Source organism: Marinovum sedimenti (assembly GCF_054052205.1).
Map to the genome: position 1 here is coordinate 1,787,815 of NZ_CM133223.1, position 21,816 is coordinate 1,809,630.

The window sequence follows — 21,816 nt, forward strand, 5'->3', positions numbered from 1 at the left end:
CTTTTACTGTACACTCAGAACGTTACTGACGCGCCCCTCCGTGGGGCGCGTTTTTTATTGGGCAGCGCTTTAGTCGAGCTCGTGGCTGGCCAAAGCGCGATGAATCTCGCGGCGGACCAACCGGCGGACATTGCGGGTGATCCGCTCGCCGAGTGCGCCCTGAAGCTCTTCGCGGACGATATCCACGACCATTTGGCGCAGAACCGACTCGTCAATTGAGTGGTCTTCCTCCCTGCCAGGCAGAACTGCCTCATCTTCCTCCGCGTCCTCCGGACCCGGTCGCGCCTCGGCCAATGCGATGACGGGCCGCTGGATCTTGGGGGACGGAGATGCGGCGGGTGCCTCGTCTACATGATCCGAGAGGTCGGCGGCAAAATCCTCAGCAATTTCGGCCTGAGGTGGCACGTCTTCAGGCGCGTGTGCCTCTTCTGCGGCGTCAAGACCGGCCTGCTCATCCTCCAAGCCAGCCTCTGCTATCGCCGTGTCATGAACAGCAGCCGCGTCTTGCGGGGCTTCGGACGTGTCGGCTTCAGGAAGGTGATCTTCCCACTCCTGCGCCGTCTCTGCCTCATGCGCTGCTGAAGGCTGCTGTACAGCGGCTTCATTGCGGCCAGCAATCAAGGCTTCGAGCGCCGTCAGCTTTGATTCCAGCGTTTCCGCTGCGGCGGGCGGTTCGGGGAGATCATCATCCCGCGCGATGTGGGCAGCCGGTTCGGCCACAGACGGTTCAGACGCAACCTCTGCCGTGTCCGGCACGCTGTTGTTCATTGTCTCAGTGCTGTGGTCGACGGCTTCAGGTTCTTCGTCTGCGTCCTCTGGCGCATCATATTCAGCAGCCTCCGGCGCATCATACTCATCGGTGTCTGGCTTTGGCGTGGTGTCCGCGACGGGATCGATGGCCGCGGCAACCTGCGCCTCGGCCTCTTCCTCAACCACATCAGCCACCACGTTCATCACGGCGTCGCGCAGCGCGTCAGGCTCTCTCGCCACACGCCCAACCTCGGCTTCATCGCGCGACAGCCCGCCTGAATGCACCCGCAACGCAGGTGTCAGGACAAGCGCATCCGCTTCGGGGGTCTTTTCGCGGACCCGCTCTGGAACATTGGCAGGCGCCTTGGGGGCGTCGTTGCGCCGCGCCTGTTTATCACTTCTCGCCTCTTCCGAGACCAACCTGCGAATCGACGACAGGACATCCTCGATTTCCGAGGATTTGACAGGATCTGACATTTATTTCACCACTTTGCCTCAGCCACAGGATAACCTGCGGCGGCTGACCGCACAACCGATAGAGACAATTGTGCGGGCTTTGTGGCTTTTGCGCGGGTCTTATTCGCCTATGCTGCGAAGCACACGGTCAAGCTTGCTGCCCTGAAGGCTCTTTGCCGGTGCGTTCTTGATCAGGCGGTAATATTCTGCCGGATCATAGAGTTGCACGTTCAGACCAAGATGCTTGGCCGTCAAGAGCCCCATCGAGGACAGCACCTGATAGGCGGCAAAGGTCCGGTCCGCGACCGAGGAGGTATAGGCGGTCTCGGCATCGAGCAGGTCCTGCTCGGCGGTCAGCACGTCCAGCGTGGTGCGCTGGCCAAGGCTGGCCTCTTCGCGCACGCCCTGAAAGGCAACACGCGCGGCGCGGATCTGGCGTTGGTTGGCATCGATCGAGGCAACCGCCACCCGCAGCGTTGCCAGCGCAGAGCCGACATCCTGCGAGACGGAATGTTGAACCACATGCAGATTGCCGCGTTCGGCATCGGCGCGGGCCTTGGCCTGACGCGCCAGCGCCGAAAGCGCGCCGCCGCGATAGATTGGCCCCGAGAAATCAAGCGACACCGAGCCGGAATTGGAGAAGGCAGGCGAATCAAAATCGCCGGACTTGGTCAGCCGCCCGGTCAACTTGGCGGTTGGTTTCATCCCGGCTTCGGCACGGCGCACGGTGATGTCAGCCGCGCTGACCTGATGCTGGGCGCGCCGCATTGAAGGATGGTTGCGCACCGCAACCGCCCGTGCTGCATCGATATTCTGTTCGACCTGCGGCAGATTGTTCACCGGCGCGAGGTTGCCCGGTTTGTGCCCGACAACCGCCGCGTATTCCTCGATTGCCCGCAACAGATCGCCTTCGGCTGCCGCCAGATTGGCCCGGCTGGACGCCAGTTGTGCCTCGGCCAGCGACACATCCGTGCGCGTCACCTCGCCCACCTCGAACCGGTCGCGCGCGGCGCGCAATTCCTGCACCACCAGCCGCACGTTGTTCTGACGCAAACCAACGGTTTCGGAGGCGCGGCGCACGGTCACATAGGCCGCGACCGCCTGCAGCATCACCTGCTGCTCGATCACCAAAAGCCCCTCGCGGGTGGCCAGAACGGCCTCTTTGGCGGCATCAATCTGGAGCCGCGAGGCCCCGAAATCATAGACCAGCAGCTCGGCCAGAACCGAGAAACTGGCCTCATCGTTCTGGAAACCGGTGCCGACATATCTGCCGGTCGCATTGCTAAGGCTATGGGAATAGCCGAAATCGCGCGAGAAAGACGCCTGCCAGCTTAGGATCGGCCGCAGGGCCGCCACGGCGACGGCCACATCTTCGTCAGCCGCCCGCAACAAGGCGCGGTTCTGGACCAATAGCCCGGAATGCTCATAGGCGCTGGCCAAGGCATCGGCCAGAGTTTCAGCGGCAGACACCACCGGGAACAGGACGATTGCACCGGCCATCGCCAGCCGTTGCGCTGCCTTCTTGAAGGTCGAAGCGTTCATTGCGTGGCTCTCCTGCCGCAGTACATCACACGTATTATTCGTTAAACGCGTTAGAGCGCGAATTCCGTCGCCAATTCGTAGCCCGGAAGAACCGGAGCCGCCGCGTTGAAAGAAAACCGCCAGGTGATCTCGCCATGCCGCTTGTGGCCGATGCGCACGGTTCCGAGCTCGCCCTCCATAAAGAGTGCGGCAATGCGGCCGCCTTCTTTGAGCTGATCAGCGATGGCCGTAGGCAATTGCGCAATGCCGCCTTCGATGACGATCACATCATAGGGGCCATGCTCGGGTGCGCCTGCGTTCAGCGCGCCCTCTTGCATGATAACGCCATCCGCGCCGTTGTCGCTCAGTGCGCCTTGCGCCTCTGACACACGGTCCGCGTCGTCTTCAACCGCAACGACCGCCTCGGCCATGCTGGCGATGACAGCGGCGGAATAGCCGTAGCCCACGCCAATATCGAGCACCAACTCGCCGCGCGTGATGGCCAGCGCATCCAGCATCTTCGCCAAAGTCCGCGGTTCCAGCATCACCCGGCCCGGCGCGAATTCGATATTCTCGCCAACATAGGCCGCTTCGCGTTTGTCCCGCGGGGTATAAACCTCGCGCGGAATCGAGAGCATCGCGTCGATGATCGGGAATTTGGTGACGTCTGAGGGGCGGACCTGGGTATCGACCATAAAGGTCCGGCGCTGGGCATAGTCAGGCATATCTAAACTCTTCGGTTCAGGAGTATCTCATCTGTCTTGCCACAAACCCATGCCCCCGGCAATGTCTGCCGCCGCCTTTTCCCACCTGTGAGGGGGTGGTGCACCGTGAAAGAGCGGATCGGCGGCAGCCTTTTGCGTGCCGCGCCCCCTGTTTCGCGCCGCGCAGGCGACCGCTGAATGTTGTGTGCTCAGGGCTTCGGCATCGAAAACCGGCCCTGCCCGTGCGACCCTTCGCTCAGGAGGTGCGCTCTGATCGGGGTCTTTGCCAACGGCGGATCAAACGTCATGCCATTCACGCAGGATTGGCGCGAAACGGGCATCTCTCGCGGCCGTCATTGCCACACCGCAGCGTCCCGAATGCAGACGCGAACTTGTCGGACATTCACAATTGTTCCTACCCTCCGCGATATTTTAGCTTATGGGGGGAGCAACTTTTAGAAGGACGTACGATGACCGCCTCACAGACACTTCCGGAACTGGTTCACGCCGCGCAGCGCACGGCAAAGGCGTCTCAAGATCGGATGTCGGACATCTTGAAGCTTGCGGAGGGTCACACCCTGTCGGACGCACACGCCAAAGAGATGGCGTCTGAAACCGTCGCGATTGAATTGGCCGCCGTGGATATTTTCACCGTGTTCGAAGCGCGGATGCAGCGCCATTTCACACGCGGTCCGCTGTCACGTAAGGTCACGGCAGCGCTTTTGGCGGCGGGGCACGCTGACCTCGCCGAAAGGCTGCACCAGTATTATTTGGCGATCAATGTGCTGAAACACGGCCCCGGCGCGAGCCACCGCGAGCTGCTAAATTCCAAAAGTGCGATGTTGAAGCCGGCGCAGGCACCTGATGCGGGGGTAAAATCAGAGGGTGCGTCCACAGGTTTGATTGATGTGACGTCGAAGCACTTCTTTGACGGATTGGCAGAAACCATCCTTGAGGCCTACAAATTCCTCGAGAACAGAAAGGGTTAGTCGCCCTTACCGACCCGGAGGCAGCGTTCACAGGATACCCGGTGAGCGGCCACGACGTGCCATAAAAGATCGTTCGATCTTCGATCACATCTCGGATCATCACATCGCCCATCTGAGACCGAACGCCGTCGCTGCGGCGGACACCGGCGCGCACAGGCTTTACCCTCCAAACCGGTCTTCGGGCAAAGGGCGGCGACTGGCGGCACCGCACTCGAGATGCCCGATATCCTGCATCCGGCAAAGGCCCGGTACGGCAGTTTTTCCCATCAATTATTGCACCGATTGCGTAAAATGTGCGAAGGCCCAACCGAATACTTCGGAGCCGAATATCCGCGACAAAAGCAGGCCGACTGCTGACGCGATGACTCTCACCGTATTTGGCACCAGCAACTGGTGCGATCTTGTAGAAAGGTATCGCCGTGCTAACCCCGTATTATCTCATCGACAAATCACGCCTCCTTCCCAATCTCGAAAAGATCGCATGGCTGCGTGAGGCCTCCGGGGTGAAATGCCTGCTGGCGCTCAAGTGCTTTGCCACATGGTCCGTCTTTGACTTTATGGCCGAGTATATGGACGGCTCCACCTCGTCTTCCCTGTTTGAGGTCCGCTTGGGGCATGAGAAATTTCCGGGCGAAACCCATGCCTATTCCGTGGCTTACGCGGATCACGAGATTGATCAGGTTCTGAATTGTTCGGACAAGATTATCTTTAATTCCATCGGGCAATTGACCAAGTTTGCAGACAAATCCCACGGCCATATCCGCGGGCTTCGGGTCAATCCCGGCGTATCGACGTCCGGTTTTGACCTCGCCGATCCGGCGCGTCCGTTCAGCCGGTTGGGCGAACATGAGCCCGCCGCCATTGACGCGGTTGCCGATCAGATCAGCGGCCTGATGTTCCACAACAACTGCGAAAACGACAGCTTTGAGCGGTTTGACGAGATGCTGACCTTGATCGAAGATCGCTTTGGCGCGGTGCTCCACAAAATGGACTGGGTCAGCCTGGGCGGTGGCATCCACTTCACTGGCAAAGACTATCCCTTGGAGCGCCTCGCCGCGCGGCTCCAGGCCTTTGCCGGGCACTTCGGCGTGCAAGTCTATCTTGAGCCCGGAGAGGCGGCGATCACGGGCGCGGCCACGCTGGAAGTCACGGTGCTCGACACGATGCACAACGGCAAAAACCTTGCGATTGTCGACAGTTCGATTGAGGCGCATATGCTCGATTTGCTGATCTACCGTGAGCCTGCGAAGATCTCTCCGAACACCGGCGATGAGGAATGGATGATCTGCGGCAAATCCTGCCTTGCGGGCGATATCTTTGGCGAGTTCCGCTTTGACGTTCCGTTGAAGGCCGGGGATCGGCTTTCGTTTCAGGACGCCGCGGGCTACACGATGGTCAAGAAGAACTGGTTCAACGGGATCAAAATGCCAAGCATTGCGATCCGCGAACTTGATGGCAGCACACGCATGGTGCGTGATTTCAACTACGACGACTTTGCTGCGGCGCTGTCTTAACCCACAAGAATAAGAGGTCTCTTGGATACATGAAACGCAATGTCCTGATCATTGGTGCCGGTGGCGTCGCACAAGTTGTTGCGCATAAATGCGCGCAAAATAACGACGTTTTGGGCGATCTTCACATCGCAAGCCGAACACTCGCCAAATGTGAGGCGATCATTGAAAGCGTGCATGCCAAGACAGCGATGAAGCAGGACGGTGTGTTTCAGGCGCATGCGGTTGACGGGATGGACAGTGCGGCGGTGGCCGATTTGATCACCGCGACGGGTGCGCAGATCGTGATCAACGTCGGCTCGCCTTTCGTGAACATGACGGTGCTTGAGGCCTGCATCCAGACCGGTGCCGCCTATATCGACACGGCGATCCACGAAGACCCGACCAAGATTTGCGAAACCCCGCCGTGGTATGGCAACTACGAATGGAAGCGCCGCGAGGCCTGTGCCCAAGCCGGTGTGACCGCGATCCTTGGCGCGGGTTTCGATCCCGGCATGGTCAACGCTTTCGCGCGTTTTGCGGTGGATGAGTTCATGGATGAGGTGTCGTCCATCGACATCGTCGACATCAACGCCGGCGATCACGGCAAGTATTTCTCGACCAATTTTGACCCCGAGATCAACTTTCGGGAATTCACCGGCACGGTCTATAGCTGGCAACAGGGCGCGTGGCAGGAAAACAAGATGTTCGAGGTGGGCCGCGAATGGGATTTGCCCGTCGTCGGCAAGCAGAAAGCCTATATGTCCGGCCATGACGAGGTCCACTCGCTTGCCGCGAATTATCCGCAGGCCGATGTCCGGTTCTGGATGGGCTTTGGCGATCACTACATCAATGTCTTTACCGTCCTGCAAAACCTTGGGCTGCTGTCCGAACAGCCGGTGATGACGGCTGAGGGCCTCGAAGTTGTGCCGCTGAAAGTGGTGAAGGCCGTGTTGCCCGATCCGTCCAGCCTTGCGCCCGAATACACCGGAAAGACCTGCATTGGCGATCTGGTAAAAGGCACCAAGAACGGCGAAGAGGTTGAGGTATTTGTGTACAACGTGGCCGACCACAAGGACGCGTATAACGAGGTGGGCAGCCAGGGCATTTCCTATACTGCGGGCGTTCCTCCGGTGGCCATGGCGATGCTGATCGCGGATGGCACCTATGACAAAGGCGTCATGGTAAATGTAGAGGAGTTGGACCCGAAACCACTGTTCACCCTTCTCGACACCATCGGCCTGCCGACGCGCGTAAAAGACGCACAGGGCGACCGCGCATGGAACCGGACGTAACTGCGCATTGAACAGCCAACCTTGGCAAGGATTGCGGTCGGCTGTTCACTCAGGTTTCAGAGCGAGGTCGTCGCGACCGTCCGGTGTACCAGCGCCCCAGACATGCGTGCATGGTAAGCGTCCGGCCTCACTGCTCTGACGCGTCATAGAGTGTGTTGATAGTGTCCACCAACGATAGTGGACATCTTGAGGGCAGATATGGCGGGCAAGAAGGGTCAGAAGAAGCGGTTCTGGTCGGATTAGGAGAAGGTGTCGATCTGTGCGCAAACATGCGCGCCGGGGGTATCGGTAGCGCAGGTCGCGCGGCGATATGCCATGAACACCAACCTGATCCACAAATGGCTACGTGATCCCAAGTTTGCGCCTGACCCGGAGATCACTGAAGGTGAGGTTGCTGAGACGCCATGCTTTCTTCCCGTTGAGATTGTCGACCGCACCCCGGCCAAAGACACGGCCTCGACGACTGACACCAAGCCCGCACAAAATGCGATTGAGATCGATATCGCAGGCGGTCATCAGCTGAGGATTGTCGGCAGCTATGATCCCGAAGCACTGGCCCGGCTCATCCGAGGTCTTTCTGCATGATCCCTGTTCCGGCGAACACGCGTGTCTGGCTGGCGGCGGGTGTGACCGACAGTAACCGCTCCGTTGCTACCGCGGTGATTTTGCCTTGATCCGGGCGACAAGGTCGGTGTCATCGACAAAGTCGTCGAGGAAGTCGTGCCAGGTCTGGGTTGTCAGGCGTGCTTCTCTGATCATGTCAGCCAGCTCTTCGATGCCGTAATCGGTGAGGCCAGTCATGCCCTCCTCTTGCCCTGTATAGATGCGGATGATGCTGCCGTAGGTCAGATTATCATCGTTGCGGATGATTGCCTCGAGGAGGTCTTGGTCTTCGCCAAGCATTTTCGCGACGTGGGCGATTGTGCAAACATGCGTCACTGCTGCCATCAGGCTGCCTTCGATTGCGCGGTTCCAACGGGCACCCAATTCCAAGGTAGCAATTCGTCGAGACGGTTGATCTTGTGATCATGGATGCGGTCGAGAATGTTGGCCAGATAGGCCTGCGGATTGAGGCCGTTGAGCTTGGCGGTCTCAACGATCGTCATGGCCCGGACAAGGGTTTCCGCACCGGTATCGGCCCCGGCAAAAAGCCAATTTTTGCGGCCTATGCCAATCGGTCTCAGGGCGCGTTCGGCCGGGTTGTTGTCGATTGCCACGCGGCCATCCTCAAGGAACAAGCAGAACGGCGTCTGACGGCTCAGACCATAGCGGAATGCCTTGGCGAGATCGCCTTTGCCGGGGATGCGCAGGAGCTGTTGTTCCGACCAAGCGAGGAAGGCTTCGACCTTCGGTTTGCTCAGCTTTTGGCGCGCGGCAAGGCGCAGATCGGCAGGCTGGCCTGCGATGTCGCGCTCGATATCGTAGAACGCCCCAATCCGGTCGAGCGCTTCACGGGCGATCTCGGATTTGGTGGATGCCCAGACGTCATGGAAGTCGCGTCGCAGGTGCGCCCAACAGGCGGCCTCGCGGAAGCGCGTGGTTCCGTCCGGTTCTGGGTCATAAAGCTTGGCATACCCCTTATAACCGTCAGCCTGCAGGATGCCGCAGCCTTCCGAGAGGTGCCGCAAAACATGCTCTTCTTTCCAGTCCGGGGCGAAGTAATAGATCGCCCCCGGTGGCGCTGAACCCGCCCATGGGCGCTGATCACGAACATAGGCCCATATCCGGCCCCTTTTTACGCCCTTGCCGAGGCCCTTGTCGCGCAAGGACCGGTCCAGCACACGGATTGGCGTGTCGTCCGCATGCAGCAGATCACTGCCCATAATATCAGCCTCGATCCGCTCGATAAGCGGCTGGAGGGTTTTCATGGCACGTCCACACCAGCTGACAAGCGTGCTTTCGGGAATATCTGCGCCCATGCGGGCAAAGATCTCGTGCTGGCGATACAAAGGAAGATGATCGTCAAACTTTGAGACCAGAATATGGGCCAGCAGGTTCGGACCCGCCATGCTGCCGGGGATCGGGCGGCTTGGAGCGGGCTCCTGCACCATCTTCTCGCAGCGACGACAGGACTTTTTGATGCGGGCAATCTGGATCACCTTCATCTGGGCTGCGATCATATCAAGCAGTTCGCTGACATCCTCGCCCACTACACGTAAATCACCACCGCAATCAGGGCAGCAAGTGCCAGGATCGAGTTCACGACGCTCGCGCGGCGTTGCGTCAGAGACGCGCGGACGACGGCGGAGCTTCGGAACTGCCGTCTCATCGGGTGCTGGCTCATTCTGACCTTCATCGATGAGGTCATCATCCCCTTCGGCGACAGCGACCAACAGGTCTTCCAGCGCCAGTTCCAATTGTTCGATCTCGCGCTCGATCTTTTCCGACGTTTTGCCAAAGGCCAGTTTCTGCAGCTTGGCGATCCGCAAACGCAGTGCCTGAACAAGTTGGTCATGGACACGCAACGTGGCCGATATCTTGGCATTCTCTGCCTGCAAAGCAGCGATCATTGCCTTCAGAACAGCGGGATCATCAGGAAGATTTACAACATGGTTTGACATGCGTCCAACTACCATGGCGCAAGTGGAAGCGCCATAAAAACAAGGCTAATCAGGCGGATAATTCACCCAACTCGAGCCGGTGGTGCGCCCCAGTTCGGGCGACGCCAATCTATCCCTTCCCACAACATTGCCAACTGCGCCGAGGTCAGCCGCGCCGCGCCCTCTGTCGCTGCGGGCCAGGGAAATCGACCGCGTTCGAGCACTTTGTAATAGAGGCAGAACCCCTGACCGTCCCAATAGAGAAGCTTCAGCCGGTCGCCCCTGCGCCCCCGGAAGGCAAAAACCGCACCGCCTGTCGGCTTCTGGCGCAAGACATCTTGGACCAGAGCTGCCAGACCGGCGATGCCCTTCCTCATGTCCGTGACGCCGCAGGCCAGATACACCCGAACGCCGGTCCCCGGGCCGATCATGCCGCCTCCACCGCTCGGATCAGCAGCGTCAGCAACGCCGCGTCCATGTTGCTGTCAAAGCGCAGGCAGCGCCCGCTGCGTAGACGCAATTCGACCGGCTTGGGCTCTGCTCCGGGGGACGCTTCGGAGATGGCGGGAACGCGGTGCGCGGGTGGAATATCGACAGCAAGGAACAGCACGCCGCTCTCCGGCGGCAAAAGCCCTTTCTTCTTCAGATCATGGCGCCAGGCATAAATTTGTTGCCGTGTCACATCATGGCGCTGCGCAACTTGCGTCACTGTCGCATTATCGATCCCGACCGACATGACGATCCCGAGCTTCTCTTCATCGCTCCACCGCCGCCGCCGCTCAAGTCCAAGAATTTCACCCCGCATCAACACCCCCGCATAAGACACGTCGCAAACGACGTCGTTATGCACGTGTCTTAGCCCATCACGCCAAAATCAGGCAGGCGGTAGCAACGGAGCGGTTACGACCGACATGCGGCGCGGGTTCACTACGCTGGCGGCCCAAGCTGAACAAACACTCAAGCAAGATCCGTTCACCGGGCATCTGTTTGTCTTTCGTGGTCGGCGCGGTGACCTGCTCAAAATTATCTCCCTCCCATGGTTTGCAGGCAAACCACTGCCGGGCAGCGGGTGGGATGGCCAAGGCGCGTGCCTGTTCAGCAAGCGGCTTGAGAAAGGCCGTTTTGTTTGGCCATCCGCCAAGGAAGGTAAGATCGCTTTGACGGCGGCCCAGTTGGCGATGCTGTTAGAGGGGATCGACTGGCGTGTGCCACAGCGCAGCTGGACACCGCTCAAGGCAGGATAAACGCCCGCATGGGATTCCCGTCGTGCTGTTGTTTTGCTATGGTTTGGCCATGCTGGACGTCAACAAATCTCTGCCGAAAGACCCCGATGAACTGAGGCAGTTCACGGCTCTTTTGCTGGCCGAGGTGAAGTCGCAGGCAGTCCTGATCGAGAAGCTACGACATCAGTTAGCAGGTCAGCGTCATCATCGGTTTGGAGCATCATCCGAGAGAATCGAACAGCTTCAGCTGGCCTTAGAGAACAGTGAGATTGTCGTCGCCAAGATGACGGCAAAGCTGCGCCTTCCGGACGAAGAACCAAAAGATAAGCCCAAGCGCCGCCCGATCCCAGATCATATCCCGCGTATGGAGGTCGAACTGACCACTGGTGACGACAACTGCGCTCGATGCGGTGGCGGATTACGTCGTCTGGGGGAAGATGGCGAGACCTTGTTCGCCATTGGTTCGAGAACAATGGTCGAGCGAAGAACTGGAGTACGTTCCGGGCCGCTTCATCGTGAACCGCATCGTGCGGCCGCGCTTTGCCTGTTTGGGTTGTGAGGCCTTCACACAAGCCACATTACCATCGCGCCCGATTGAGCGCGGAAGGCCCGGCCCAGGCTTGCTGGCCCATGTTCTGGTCAACAAGTACGCAGACCATCTGCCGCTCTATCGCCAAAGCGGCATCTTCGAGCGCGACGGGATCGACATTGACCGTTCAACGCTGGCCGACTGGGTCGGCAAGTCCACCGCGCTGCTGGAACCGCTGGCGGATGCCATTGGCCGCCATGTTCTGACTGGGCAGGCCATCTTCGCCGATGACACCCCGGTCAAGATGCTTGCCCCCGGTACCGGCAAGACCGCGACGGCGCGATTGTGGGCCTATGGGCGCGACGAGAGGCCGTGGGCCAGCGACGTCCCACCGGCCAGCTGGTATCAGTTCTCGCCAGACCGCAAAGGGCGGCACCCCAAGGATCATCTCGCAAGATATCAAGGCTGGATGCATGCAGATGGGTACGCCGGGTTCGAAGACCTCTACCGTTCTGGCGACATCCGGGAGGTGGCCTGCATGGCGCATATTAGGCGTAAGTTCGTCGATGTTCACCGCGCCCAAGGTTCGGCCATCGCCGATGAGGCCATCAAGCGCATCGCGCAGCTGTATGCGGTCGAGAAAGAAGCGCGCGGATCGCCACCAGATATGCGTGTCGCACTGCGGCAAGCGAAGGCGAAACAGATCTTCGATGATCTGGAAGTATGGCTGCACGCCCAACTGCCCAGTATCTCCGGCAAATCGCCGCTGGCAGGTGCAATCCGCTATGCCCTGACGCGCATGGCACGGCTGCGGCCCTACCTCGATCACGGCATCTTGGAACTGGACAACAACACTGCCGAACGGGCGATGCGGTCTGTCGCCATTGGACGTAAAAACTACCTATTTGTTGGGTCACAAACCGGCGGCAAGGCCGCCGCTATCGCCTACACCTTGATCGAAACAGCCAAGCTGAATGGTATGGATCCGCAGGCTTGGCTGGCCGACACCTTGGCACGCATCCCAGACTACAAAATCAACCGCGTCGATGATCTGCTGCCATGGAAGACCAAAACGTAGGGCGGTCAGACCGGACGCTTACCGTGCATCTCGAGGCGCGCAAATACTTACCGTCCTGTCGGCCGTAAATCTGCCAAAGGCCCTCCGTGATCACTGACAGCATTGGGCATCGCCTTGGCCGCATACTAAATGGGGCATTGTCAGCAGTCTGCCGCAGAAAGACAGGCTTCCCGGTGTTGGCTTCCACACAGACGTGTCGCGGGTGCGAACTGCGGCCACCGCCCTATTGCGAGCGGGCCATTCGCTCAACAAAATCGCGGGGGCCATGGGCTGGGGTCTGCGTCACGCCGCGACCATCATCAAGACCCACGCGGCCCTTGAGCCAGAAGTCATCGATGACGTGAATAGCAAGCTGGCAGCCGCCCGCAGCGCGGAACTTCAAGACGACACAAAGAAGTAGGCCTTCGCGGCACCGTTCAACCAACTGCAATCATGTCAGGCCGCAGAGAAAAGCCTGCGGCCTATCCGCGTTCCTGACCCTTCAACACGGGGACTCAAACTCCTTGTTGCCGAGCCGAATTGTAAACTGGCCAGTTTCGAAGCTCTCGGGAGGCCCGTCGAAACGTCAAGATGTCTAGTGAAGTGAGGTGGAGGCGAGTACCGGAATCAAACCGATGTGGACGGATTTGCAATCCGGAAATTTTCGCTGATTTAACAGGAAAAAATTGTAAACGGACTTGTTTCGTTCACGGGCACTTTTCAATAGGTTACGAGGCCGAGGTAAACGGTTTTTCGCAGGTCAAAAGGCAAAGAAAAACCGCTGAGGGGGCGGCCACCCACCTCAACGGCATAAAAGAATTTTTCTACCCTCATCTGTACTCGAATTTCGACCTGACCTCAAGCCAATTGGCGGTGAGATTATGAGTTGGCGTGTTGCAAATGAATGTGCAGAGCGTCGATTTGGTAGCGCCGCGCGCAAACAGATCATCATGTTTCTAGCTGACAAAGCGAGCGATGACGGTTCGGGCATCTGGTGCTCCAAAGGAACGATCCAGCGCCACACAGAGCTCAGCGAGAGCACCGTCAAACGTACCATCATCGACTTCCTACGTGAGGGTATCTTGATCGTGACGGGGCGGCGGCAATGCCAGAACGGTTACACGGTCTTTTACCAGATTGTTCTCGAACGCGTGGCGGCGATAGAAACCACTGCCGAACCCGATATCGGGACGGGGGTCACTGTGAACCCCGTCCAGCCTGAACCCGGTACAGGGTCCACTGTGACCGGGGTAGGGGGTTCACGGTGGACCCCAAACCATCCTAAAACCATCCATAAACCACCTACGCGCAGGCGCGAGGCGGGGGAGGAGGTTGAAGATCTTGAATCTGAGAAGATTCTGGCCGCCTATCCCGAGGACAGGATCCGAGACCGGCGGACCAGTCTGCGTCTGGTCGCAGCGGCCTTGAAGGCCGGTATTGCGCCCGATGACCTGCTCCAGACGGTCAAAGCCTACGCGAAAGAAAGCGAGGGCTACACACGCAGCAAGGTTTGCTTCTCGGACAACTGGTTCAAGATGCGTCGATGGGAGAAGGGGCTTACCCAGGTACAGGCGGACCGTGAGAAGGCGCGAGAGGTTGAAGCCAAAGGCCGCGCCAGCCTCGCTGAGTGGATTCACGAGCGCCACCCCCTGTGCCGCCATATCACCAATCGGCAGATCGAGGATCTGATCGGTTTGAAGCTTGTAACGCCTGAGCAGGTGCGCGCGGTAGGGCTGCAGGCGTGAGAGTCATGGCTCAATTTGAGATAGGGTTGTCGTTATGTCAGAAACGGCATTGTTTTCTGAGATACAGCTCATGTTGCAGTTGCCGCTTATGGTCTTCGGATCATATATATCAATTATGACTTGGGGATCATATTGACATATTATGATCTAAGGGTCATATTGTTTGGCGGGAGAACAGTCATGAAGCACCTCGTTCGTACGTCAAAAAACTTGGGCCACGCAATTCGCGAGGCTCGGAAGGCCAAGAACCTGACCCAGAAGGAGCTCGCCTCGATGAGCGGGGTCTGGCAGGAGACGATATCCAAGATCGAGAACGGCAGCGGGGGCACCAAACTGGAAACGCTTTTTGATTTGATCGCGGCCTTGGACCTAGAGATCACGGTGACCGAGCGCACCAAGGGCCCATCAGACGGGCTTGAGGACATATTCTGACATGGGCCGCAAGCGCAGCTACATACCTCTGAATGTCTTTCTGAACTCGCGGCTCGTGGGCCAATTGGTGCGCGAGTCCTCAGGCGGCGTCAGTTTCGCCTATGCACGAGATTGGCTCAACTGGGAGCACCGGATGCCGGTCTCGTTGTCGTTGCCATTGCAAGAGGCCCGCTACAGCGGCGCGCCTGTGATGGCCGTCTTTGACAACCTGTTGCCCGACAGTGACCTCATCCGCCGAAGGGTCGCGGAACGCGTGGGGGCCGAGGGCGTAGATGCCTTCAGCTTGCTGTCACAAATTGGACGCGACTGCGTTGGAGCGCTTCAGTTTCTACCCGATGGGCAAGAGCCACAACCGATGTCTGAGCTGACTGGGGAACCTGTTGACGAGGATCAGATTGGAGCAATCTTGAGCGACCTCGATCTCGCGCCTCTTGGTATTCGCCGCGAGAATGACTTCCGGATTTCTGTAGCTGGCGCACAGGAAAAAACGGCCCTTCTTCGCAAAGACGGCCGGTGGATTGAGCCAACCGGTACAACGCCCACCACCCACATTATCAAGCCGCAAATCGGCAGGCTGCCCAACGGCATGGACCTGTCCGACAGCGTAGAAAATGAATACCTTTGTCTCAAGCTGATGGATGCGTTTCGGCTTCGGGCAGCGAACGTCGAGATGGCGAAATTTGGCGACAAGAAAGCCTTGGTTGTTGAGCGTTTTGATCGGCGCTGGACGTCCGATGGCCGCTTGATCCGTCTGCCGCAGGAAGATTGCTGCCAAGCGCTATCTGTTGTGCCCACGCAAAAGTACCAGAACGAAGGTGGCCCCGGAATTTCGGACATCATGGAACTCTTTTTGGGGAGCGATGATCCCAACAAAGACCGGTACGACTTTTTCAAAGCCAACGTCCTATTCTGGTTGCTTGGCGCGACTGACGGGCATGGCAAGAATTTCAGCGTCAGTATTTTGCCCGGAGGGCGTTTTCACATGACGCCACTGTACGACGTTTTGACGGTGCAGCCGACAGTCGACGCCCGGCAGATAGAGCGAAAATATTTCAAGCTCGCTATGAATTTCGGCAACTCGAACCACTACAAGGTGGCGAATATCGTGGGCCGCCACATCGTGGAGACCGGAGTTCAATCTGGCTTATCCCGGGCAGTTGTGCAGGGCCTGTTCGAAGAACTGCAGGAGACCTCGCACGCGATCGTTGAGGCCACGTTCAACCAGCTTCCAGAGGGTTTCCCAGAGGTGTTGCTTGCTTCGATCGACGGCGCGCTGAAGGCGAGGTTGCACCTGTTGAACTAAAGCTGGTCGCGCTTGCCTGGTGCGAAGATGCGTCTTCTCCGGATCAAACGAAATCAGGCCAGGTCGCAGTAGCCGTAAGCAGTTCCTCAAAGATGTATTTCTGATTGCTGAACATAAGCGGGCAGCCGTGACAGACGCGGAGCAAGCCCCGCTTCAACAAGAAAATTCCCCTGCGCCAGCGCATTCCTCACGAGGCAAGTTTCTCGCTGACATCCCCTTGTTGCCCGCTTTGGTCATGTTCATCGAAACACCTAAAATGAGGATCAAAAAAATGGCTACTCAAACTCTAAAACTGAACGTCAAATCCGGCGAAAAAGATGGCAAGAACTTCTGGGACCGCTGCGGAGTCCTCTTTGTCAACACCGATGACACCGGCAACATCACGTCGATCAACGTCAAACACAGCATGTTCCCCGATGTCGAAATGGTCGCCTTCCCGCGCCGCGTCGATGATCCGGTCACCGAGTGACAAGTGCGCCGGGGCGGGTTTCCCGCCCTGGCTTTCTATAAATCTAGGGTCAGGACTCGTTCTCGTTTCATAGCCAGAACATGACGGTTGCGGCGAGGGCGATGGCGGAGAGGAAGACTTTCGGGCATCGGTCGTAGCGTGTGGCAATCCTGCGCCAGTCCTTCAGGCGCCCGAACATGATCTCGATCCTGTTGCGGCGTTTGTAGCGGCGCTTGTCGTATTTGACGGGCTTGGCGCGGGACTTCCGGCCAGGGATGCAGGGCTTTATCTCCTTGTCTTTCAACGCTTCCCTGAACCAGTCGGCGTCATAGCCCCGGTCGGCCAGAAGCCATTGTGCCGATGGCAGGCTGCCAAGAAGGGCCGCAGCGCCGGTGTAGTCGCTGACCTGGCCCGCGGTCATGAAAAACCGGATCGGTCGTCCCTCGGCATCGGTGACGGCATGCAGCTTGGTGTTCATGCCGCCTTTGGTTCGGCCGATCGCGCGCCCCCGCTGGTCGTCGGGCCCCCCTTTTTCGACCGCAGACTGCTCGCCGTGCGGTGCGCCTTCAGATAGGTCGCGTCGATCATCACCGTCTTTGGAACCGCTGCCTCCGACGCAAGGCCGTGCATCATCCTCGCGAAAATGCCCTTGTCGCTCCATCGTTTCCAGCGGTTATAGAGCGTTTTGGCCGGGCCGTATTCCGCGGGCGCGTCGCACCAGCGCAAGCCATTGCGATTGATGAATATTATCCCACTCAGAACACGCCGGTCATCCACCCGCGGCTTGCCATGGCTCTTGGGAAAAAACGGCCGAAGCCGGTCCATCTGCGCGTCCGTTAGCCAGAAAAGGTTGCTCATCATCACCCCCGTCAGTTTGGGAGCTTGAATCACGCTGCCGACGTAGCCTCAAGCAGATCAATGGGTCCTGAGCCTAGCCCTAGCTTTGATTTCCAGCACCGCTCCACAAGCGGCAAAGGCCTATCAAGTTGATTGTGCTATTCTGCTTTGCCTTGCTGGTGGATGGCCAGCTTCAGCAGAATGTGAGCATGCCCGTGCCGTGTTCATCAGGCGGATCACGCCTTGGCCGATCGAGCCACCGTTGCAGATTTGGCGATGTCCGATGGGTGTGGCGCAACTGGGTCCTCTTCAAAGCACGGCTCCTGATGTTTGGCAGACAAGTGTTCAGGACGACGTGGGTTTTGCTCAGGTCATCCTGGCCCAGGTAGTGGAGGGTCGTGCTGATGTCGACATTAGCGGCTTGGACTTCGATTTCGTGCGCTCGATCCGCGTATGGGACGTACGCCACTATAGCCATCGTGAACGTGGCCGCGATGACGATTGCTCAGAAAGTTACAATATGCACCTGGGCACCTATGGCACGCAGGGAGAATTTAGTTGGCAGCGCACCACGCCTGCGGCCGCCCCGCAATGGGTTCTACCATCGCATCGTTGCTTTTCGTCAAATTGGCGGCGAGGCGTTGGTGTTGAATGGGAAGATCACGAGGGCAACCACGGATATGAGTGGGTGGCCTATTGAGGCTCGTCCCCGATGTCCTTCATGCGCTCGGCGATATCACCAGCAATGCGCTCATATAAGGTAGCTTGTTTGTCTCTGGCCGAACCCGGTTTAGGATTTCGACGACGAATCCTTTTGGCGAGCCAAAACAACATCCTAGCAGCCGGATCGGAGGTCGCATCCGGTTCTGCTGCAGGATATTTTTCTTCCAGTGCCACAACGATTTCCTGAGACAGGCTGCGCCTGTTCATCGTGGCATGCGTTTCCAACCGCTTTTTGAGCGCGGCGGGGAGCAACAGTTTAAATTGGAGCAATGCTTCATCTTTCATATTTGCATGATGGACAATATTTGTCCCCAATGGTATGGACATTTTGTGTCCCTTTGTCGAGGTGTAAATATGAAAACAACCCAGTTCAAACTTAACTTGCCAGCGGACGTGAAGGCCTGGCTGGAAGAGGAGGCGGTGCGGAACCTGCGCTCGCAGGGGTCGCAAGTCGTGTCCTGCCTACGGGCGGCGATGTCGCGACAAGAGACGCTCCGCGAGGGGGCTGAGAAATGAGCCTAAGCCAAATTCAACTGATTCCGACGCCGGAACTGGCGCTCTTGTTCGGGTACAATGAACCAAGCGCGTCATTCTACGATTTCTGCCGCCGGACGGGCATCGCCCCCGTACCAGGACGACGGGGTTGGTATGATCCGAAACTCATTCGGGCGCGATTGGATGCTGTTCAGGGCATAAGCGCCGCCGAGCGCGAGGCAGCTACGCAACCGAGCCTTGTTGCCCAGCGGAGAGCGCGCCATGCCCAGAAGTAACTTACCAAAAGGGGTTCACCGTGTGCGGCGCAAAGTCGTGACCGGTGTTCGATATCATTTTTATGCTTGGCGAGGTGGCCCCAAATTTTGGGAAGGGACCGAGCCGAATCCCAAAGAACCAGAATTTTTCCATGCCTTTTCACAGTGCGGCATGCCGATCAGTCCTGCCGAATATCTGACGACCCATTTGGTCGACGATTTTCTCTCCAGTGCGACTTTGCCCAAAGCCGAGCGGTCCAAAGCAGATATTCGAAAGTGGCTGGAATTCTTTCGCGAGGAGTTCGGGGCGGATCCCATTGCAATGTTCGAAGAGCGCGCTTCAAGGGGCGAAGTGAACAATTGGCGAAAAAAATGGCTACATTCGCCCAAGCAACACGACATGGCGGGGACACATGCGACGCGCGTTTTGAATTGGGCCGTAGAAGAGGGTAAGCTGAAAGAGCACCACTGCCACAAGCTCAAGAAGCTCTATAAATCGAACCGTACAGAAATTATCTGGACGAGCGGCGATTTCGCTCAGTTTAACAAGCATGCGCCCAAATGGGTCCAGCGGATCTTAAGGGCAGGTTGCGAAACCGGTTTGCGGGCGGCCGATCTGGTTCAAGTCAAGATGGACCAGTTCGAAGACACACCTCACGGCAAGCGACTTCGCTTTCGCACCAGTAAGCGCGGGCAGATCGCATATATCCCTGCTACTGCAGCCCTTGAGAAACTAATAGTCGAAACGCCAGAACATCAGGAAATGTTGCTTGTTTCTGAGTTGGGGCGGCGTCTCACGGCTCGTTGGGCGTCGAACCAGATCACGAAATGGCGTCGCGAAGCGCAGATACCTCCGTGGATTGATGGTCGCGAAAAAACTCTGTCCGATACACGCGGCACGGCTGCCACAAGATTGCTGAACGCAGATCTGTCTTTGCGCCAAATAGCGGTCCTGATGGGGTGGTCTGTGCGCTACGCCGCGCAGGTTATCGAACATTATGCGCAGGTTAGCCCTGACGAAAGCGATGCGGTTTTGCGCAAGCTGAATCGGGCAAAATCACTGTCTCAAGACATAAAAATGTAAACGCCCCTGTAAACGGTGGGGCCCAAGCATGGGAAGGAATACTCTAAGTGGTTGATTTTAAATGGAGGCGAGTAGGAGAATCGAACTCCTGTACACGGATTTGCAATCCGCTGCGTCACCACTCCGCCAACTCGCCTTACCAGTGGCATAGGTGTGTCTGGTGGTGTCCTGCCACACTGCCTTGCACGGCCTTTTATTTGCGTTCCGGGCGGTTCGCAAGCCCAATCTCTTCCTCTTGCCGCGACAAGTCACCAAGCCTGCGGCGCGTAATATTGCCCCCCGAGGCGGGGCGTTCGCGCGCGGTGCCCCCATCAGCAGCCCCTTATGCGCGGCCCCCGAACCCATCCCGGTTGTTTTTTATCCGCCCCCCTCCCCCGCCAAAACCGGCTATTTTTCAAGCGCCGCGCCTGTCTCACTGCCAAAATCAGCCACTTTTCCTCCCTTCTCCAATTTTTTACCGTTTGATAAAATTCTGAGTTGTGGCAGGCTGTGAAAAACCGACAGGGAGATCCAATGACACGCCCTCATACACCCGGCCTGGCGACAGGCCGTCTGAGCCCCGAGGAGGTCGCCGCGAATTTTGGCGATCTGCATGCACCCTATGATGGCCACGAGGCGGATGTTGCCGCCGACCGCTGTTATTTCTGCCACGATGCGCCGTGCATCACGGCCTGCCCCACCGACATCGACATCCCGCTGTTCATCCGACAGATCGCGACCGGGCAGCCGGAAGCGGCGGCGCAAACGATCTTTGAGCAGAACATTCTTGGCGGGATGTGCGCCCGTGTCTGCCCGACGGAAACGCTGTGCGAAGAGGCCTGTGTGCGCGAACTGGCCGAGGGCAAACCGGTCGAGATCGGGCGGCTGCAACGCTTTGCCACCGATGCCGCAATGGCGCGGCAGGGGCATCCGTTCACCCGCGCCGCCGCGACGGGCAAGAGCGTCGGCGTTGTCGGCTCTGGCCCGGCGGGGCTGTCCTGCGCGCACCGGCTGGCGATGAAGGGACACGAGGTTACGATTTACGAGGCGCGCGAGCGGGCCGGAGGGCTGAATGAATATGGCCTCGCCGCCTATAAAACCGCCGATAACTTCGCCGCGCGCGAGATTGACTGGCTGCTTGGCATTGGCGGCATCACCATCGCGACCGGCAAGGCGCTGGGCCGCGACATCGATCTGGCCACGCTGCAACAGGCGCATGATGCGGTGTTTCTGGGCGTGGGCCTTGGGGCGGTGAATGGCGTCGAACTTGCGGGGGCATCCGCACCGGGCGTGCGCGACGCTGTCGATTTCATCGCCGAGCTGCGGCAAGCCGAAGACAAGACCACTGTGCCGGTGGGCCGCACTGTCGTGGTGATCGGTGGCGGCATGACGGCGGTTGACGCGGCGGTGCAGTCGCGCCTGCTCGGGGCGCAAAACGTCACACTGGCCTATCGCCGGGACCGCGCGGCGATGGGGGCCAGCGGCTATGAGCAGGATCTGGCCGCGCGCAACGGCGTGCAGTTGATGATGAATGTCACCCCTGTTGCGGTGCACGCAACCGGCGCGCAGCAGGAGATCGAGCTGGAATATACCGAGACCGTTGACGGCAAACTTGCCCTCACCGGCGAACGTATCCGCCTGCCTGCCGATCAGGTGCTGCTGGCGATCGGTCAGACCTTGGCAGACAGCGCCGGGCTGGCAACAGATCGCGGCAAGATCACGGTGTCGGGCAGCGGCCGCACCAGCCTTGCCGGTGTCTGGGCCGGAGGAGACTGCACAGCGGGCGAAGATTTGACCGTCGTCGCCGTTGCCGAAGGCCGCGACGCAGCCGAAGACATGCACGCCGTCCTGAGCGGCTTAGCGTGACCCGGTCCCGGAGTTGATCCGGGACCGCATCGCCCACGCCGCCCCTGAGGCCCCGGATCACGACCGGGGCGCGACACCAACATATTCGGAGACCCG

At 58.8% G+C, this 21,816-nt stretch carries 21 protein-coding genes, 1 tRNA gene and 1 pseudogene; 13 read left to right on the top strand and 10 right to left on the bottom strand.

Translation table 11 applies throughout. The features are described from left to right. Window positions 1-69: 69 nt before the first annotated feature. The 3 genes from ACW9UO_RS08665 to ACW9UO_RS08675 all read right to left on the bottom strand — a co-directional run bounded on the left by ACW9UO_RS08665 (window position 70) and on the right by ACW9UO_RS08675 (window position 3,452). Window positions 70-1,227 carry a hypothetical protein gene (locus ACW9UO_RS08665; protein ID WP_457088563.1) on the bottom strand — a complete coding sequence of 386 codons (1,158 nt, stop codon included), beginning with the start codon at window positions 1,225-1,227 and terminating at the stop codon, window positions 70-72. A gap of 99 nt (window positions 1,228-1,326) precedes the next feature. Further along, the gene (locus tag ACW9UO_RS08670) at window positions 1,327-2,748 is read right to left on the bottom strand and encodes a TolC family outer membrane protein (RefSeq protein ID WP_457088564.1); all 1,422 of its coding nucleotides are present in this window, start codon (window positions 2,746-2,748) and stop codon (window positions 1,327-1,329) included. 50 nt (window positions 2,749-2,798) lie between these two features. Further along, a complete protein-coding gene (locus tag ACW9UO_RS08675) occupies window positions 2,799-3,452 on the bottom strand; it encodes a protein-L-isoaspartate O-methyltransferase family protein (protein WP_457088565.1) in 654 nt (217 codons plus the stop codon). A 371-nt stretch (window positions 3,453-3,823) separates the two neighbouring features. Between ACW9UO_RS08675 and ACW9UO_RS08680 the strand changes: the two genes are divergently transcribed. The 4 genes from ACW9UO_RS08680 to tnpA (ACW9UO_RS08695) all read left to right on the top strand — a co-directional run bounded on the left by ACW9UO_RS08680 (window position 3,824) and on the right by tnpA (ACW9UO_RS08695) (window position 7,790). After that, window positions 3,824-4,420, top strand: a complete 597-nt coding sequence (locus tag ACW9UO_RS08680) for a hypothetical protein (RefSeq protein WP_457088566.1) — start codon at window positions 3,824-3,826, stop codon at window positions 4,418-4,420. Between the two features lie 419 nt (window positions 4,421-4,839). Then, the gene (locus ACW9UO_RS08685; RefSeq protein ID WP_457088567.1) at window positions 4,840-5,934 is read left to right on the top strand and encodes a carboxynorspermidine decarboxylase; all 1,095 of its coding nucleotides are present in this window, start codon (window positions 4,840-4,842) and stop codon (window positions 5,932-5,934) included. A gap of 29 nt (window positions 5,935-5,963) precedes the next feature. Then, complete coding sequence (locus ACW9UO_RS08690; RefSeq protein WP_457088568.1) at window positions 5,964-7,205, top strand: saccharopine dehydrogenase family protein; 1,242 nt, start codon at window positions 5,964-5,966, stop codon at window positions 7,203-7,205. Between the two features lie 249 nt (window positions 7,206-7,454). Further along, window positions 7,455-7,790 carry an IS66-like element accessory protein TnpA gene (gene tnpA / locus ACW9UO_RS08695; protein ID WP_457088569.1) on the top strand — a complete coding sequence of 112 codons (336 nt, stop codon included), beginning with the start codon at window positions 7,455-7,457 and terminating at the stop codon, window positions 7,788-7,790. Window positions 7,791-7,856: 66 nt separating this feature from the next. On the opposite strand, the gene ACW9UO_RS08700 is transcribed toward tnpA (ACW9UO_RS08695), so the two are convergent. The 4 genes from ACW9UO_RS08700 to tnpA (ACW9UO_RS08715) form a co-directional block, all read right to left on the bottom strand. Continuing rightward, window positions 7,857-8,153, bottom strand: a complete 297-nt coding sequence (locus tag ACW9UO_RS08700) for a hypothetical protein (protein WP_457085819.1) — start codon at window positions 8,151-8,153, stop codon at window positions 7,857-7,859. After that, window positions 8,153-9,766, bottom strand: a complete 1,614-nt coding sequence (tnpC, locus tag ACW9UO_RS08705) for an IS66 family transposase (RefSeq protein ID WP_457085818.1) — start codon at window positions 9,764-9,766, stop codon at window positions 8,153-8,155. Before tnpC (ACW9UO_RS08705) ends, ACW9UO_RS08700 begins: the two co-directional genes overlap by 1 nt. A gap of 62 nt (window positions 9,767-9,828) precedes the next feature. Further along, window positions 9,829-10,176: an IS66 family insertion sequence element accessory protein TnpB gene (gene tnpB, locus ACW9UO_RS08710; RefSeq protein ID WP_457085817.1), complete on the bottom strand. Its 348-nt coding sequence runs from the start codon at window positions 10,174-10,176 to the stop codon at window positions 9,829-9,831. Next, complete coding sequence (tnpA, locus tag ACW9UO_RS08715) at window positions 10,173-10,550, bottom strand: IS66-like element accessory protein TnpA (protein ID WP_457085816.1); 378 nt, start codon at window positions 10,548-10,550, stop codon at window positions 10,173-10,175. Before tnpA (ACW9UO_RS08715) ends, tnpB begins: the two co-directional genes overlap by 4 nt. Before the next feature lie 106 nt (window positions 10,551-10,656). Here tnpA (ACW9UO_RS08715) and ACW9UO_RS08720 point away from each other — a divergent pair, with 106 nt between their 5' ends. From ACW9UO_RS08720 to ACW9UO_RS08745, 6 genes and pseudogenes are all read left to right on the top strand, one after another. Next, complete coding sequence (locus ACW9UO_RS08720; RefSeq protein WP_457088570.1) at window positions 10,657-10,989, top strand: transposase; 333 nt, start codon at window positions 10,657-10,659, stop codon at window positions 10,987-10,989. A gap of 49 nt (window positions 10,990-11,038) precedes the next feature. Beyond that, window positions 11,039-12,575: pseudogene (gene tnpC, locus ACW9UO_RS08725) on the top strand (IS66 family transposase). A gap of 860 nt (window positions 12,576-13,435) precedes the next feature. After that, complete coding sequence (locus ACW9UO_RS08730; protein ID WP_457088571.1) at window positions 13,436-14,299, top strand: hypothetical protein; 864 nt, start codon at window positions 13,436-13,438, stop codon at window positions 14,297-14,299. A 180-nt stretch (window positions 14,300-14,479) separates the two neighbouring features. Beyond that, on the top strand, window positions 14,480-14,731 hold the full coding sequence (locus ACW9UO_RS08735; RefSeq protein WP_457088572.1) for a helix-turn-helix domain-containing protein: 252 nt from the start codon (window positions 14,480-14,482) through the stop codon (window positions 14,729-14,731). Window position 14,732: 1 nt separating this feature from the next. Beyond that, window positions 14,733-16,034 (top strand): type II toxin-antitoxin system HipA family toxin, encoded by a 1,302-nt coding sequence (locus tag ACW9UO_RS08740; protein WP_457088573.1) that lies wholly within the window; start codon window positions 14,733-14,735, stop codon window positions 16,032-16,034. 127 nt (window positions 16,035-16,161) lie between these two features. Beyond that, window positions 16,162-16,503, top strand: a complete 342-nt coding sequence (locus tag ACW9UO_RS08745) for a hypothetical protein (RefSeq protein ID WP_457088574.1) — start codon at window positions 16,162-16,164, stop codon at window positions 16,501-16,503. A 67-nt stretch (window positions 16,504-16,570) separates the two neighbouring features. On the opposite strand, the gene ACW9UO_RS08750 is transcribed toward ACW9UO_RS08745, so the two are convergent. Continuing rightward, window positions 16,571-17,340, bottom strand: a protein-coding gene (locus tag ACW9UO_RS08750) for an IS5 family transposase (protein ID WP_457088577.1) whose coding sequence is annotated in 2 segments (ribosomal slippage) — window positions 16,571-17,004 and window positions 17,004-17,340 — 771 coding nt in all. Because the reading frame shifts where the segments join, the coding sequence is not laid out codon by codon here. Between the two features lie 88 nt (window positions 17,341-17,428). Between ACW9UO_RS08750 and ACW9UO_RS08755 the strand changes: the two genes are divergently transcribed. Further along, the gene (locus ACW9UO_RS08755) at window positions 17,429-18,019 is read left to right on the top strand and encodes a hypothetical protein (protein ID WP_457088626.1); all 591 of its coding nucleotides are present in this window, start codon (window positions 17,429-17,431) and stop codon (window positions 18,017-18,019) included. Here the strand turns inward: ACW9UO_RS08755 and ACW9UO_RS08760 are convergent. Then, window positions 18,013-18,327, bottom strand: coding sequence for a hypothetical protein (locus ACW9UO_RS08760; protein ID WP_156477444.1), 315 nt, complete (start codon window positions 18,325-18,327; stop codon window positions 18,013-18,015). The genes ACW9UO_RS08755 and ACW9UO_RS08760 overlap by 7 nt on opposite strands. Window positions 18,328-18,798: 471 nt before the next feature. Between ACW9UO_RS08760 and ACW9UO_RS08765 the strand changes: the two genes are divergently transcribed. Next, complete coding sequence (locus ACW9UO_RS08765; protein ID WP_457088575.1) at window positions 18,799-19,875, top strand: tyrosine-type recombinase/integrase; 1,077 nt, start codon at window positions 18,799-18,801, stop codon at window positions 19,873-19,875. Window positions 19,876-19,937: 62 nt separating this feature from the next. Here the strand turns inward: ACW9UO_RS08765 and ACW9UO_RS08770 are convergent. After that, window positions 19,938-20,011: transfer RNA gene (locus ACW9UO_RS08770), tRNA-Cys, on the bottom strand. Window positions 20,012-20,388: 377 nt separating this feature from the next. On the opposite strand from ACW9UO_RS08770, the gene ACW9UO_RS08775 reads away from it, so the two are divergent. Continuing rightward, window positions 20,389-21,720: an NAD(P)-dependent oxidoreductase gene (locus tag ACW9UO_RS08775; RefSeq protein ID WP_457085441.1), complete on the top strand. Its 1,332-nt coding sequence runs from the start codon at window positions 20,389-20,391 to the stop codon at window positions 21,718-21,720. Window positions 21,721-21,816: the final 96 nt, after the last annotated feature.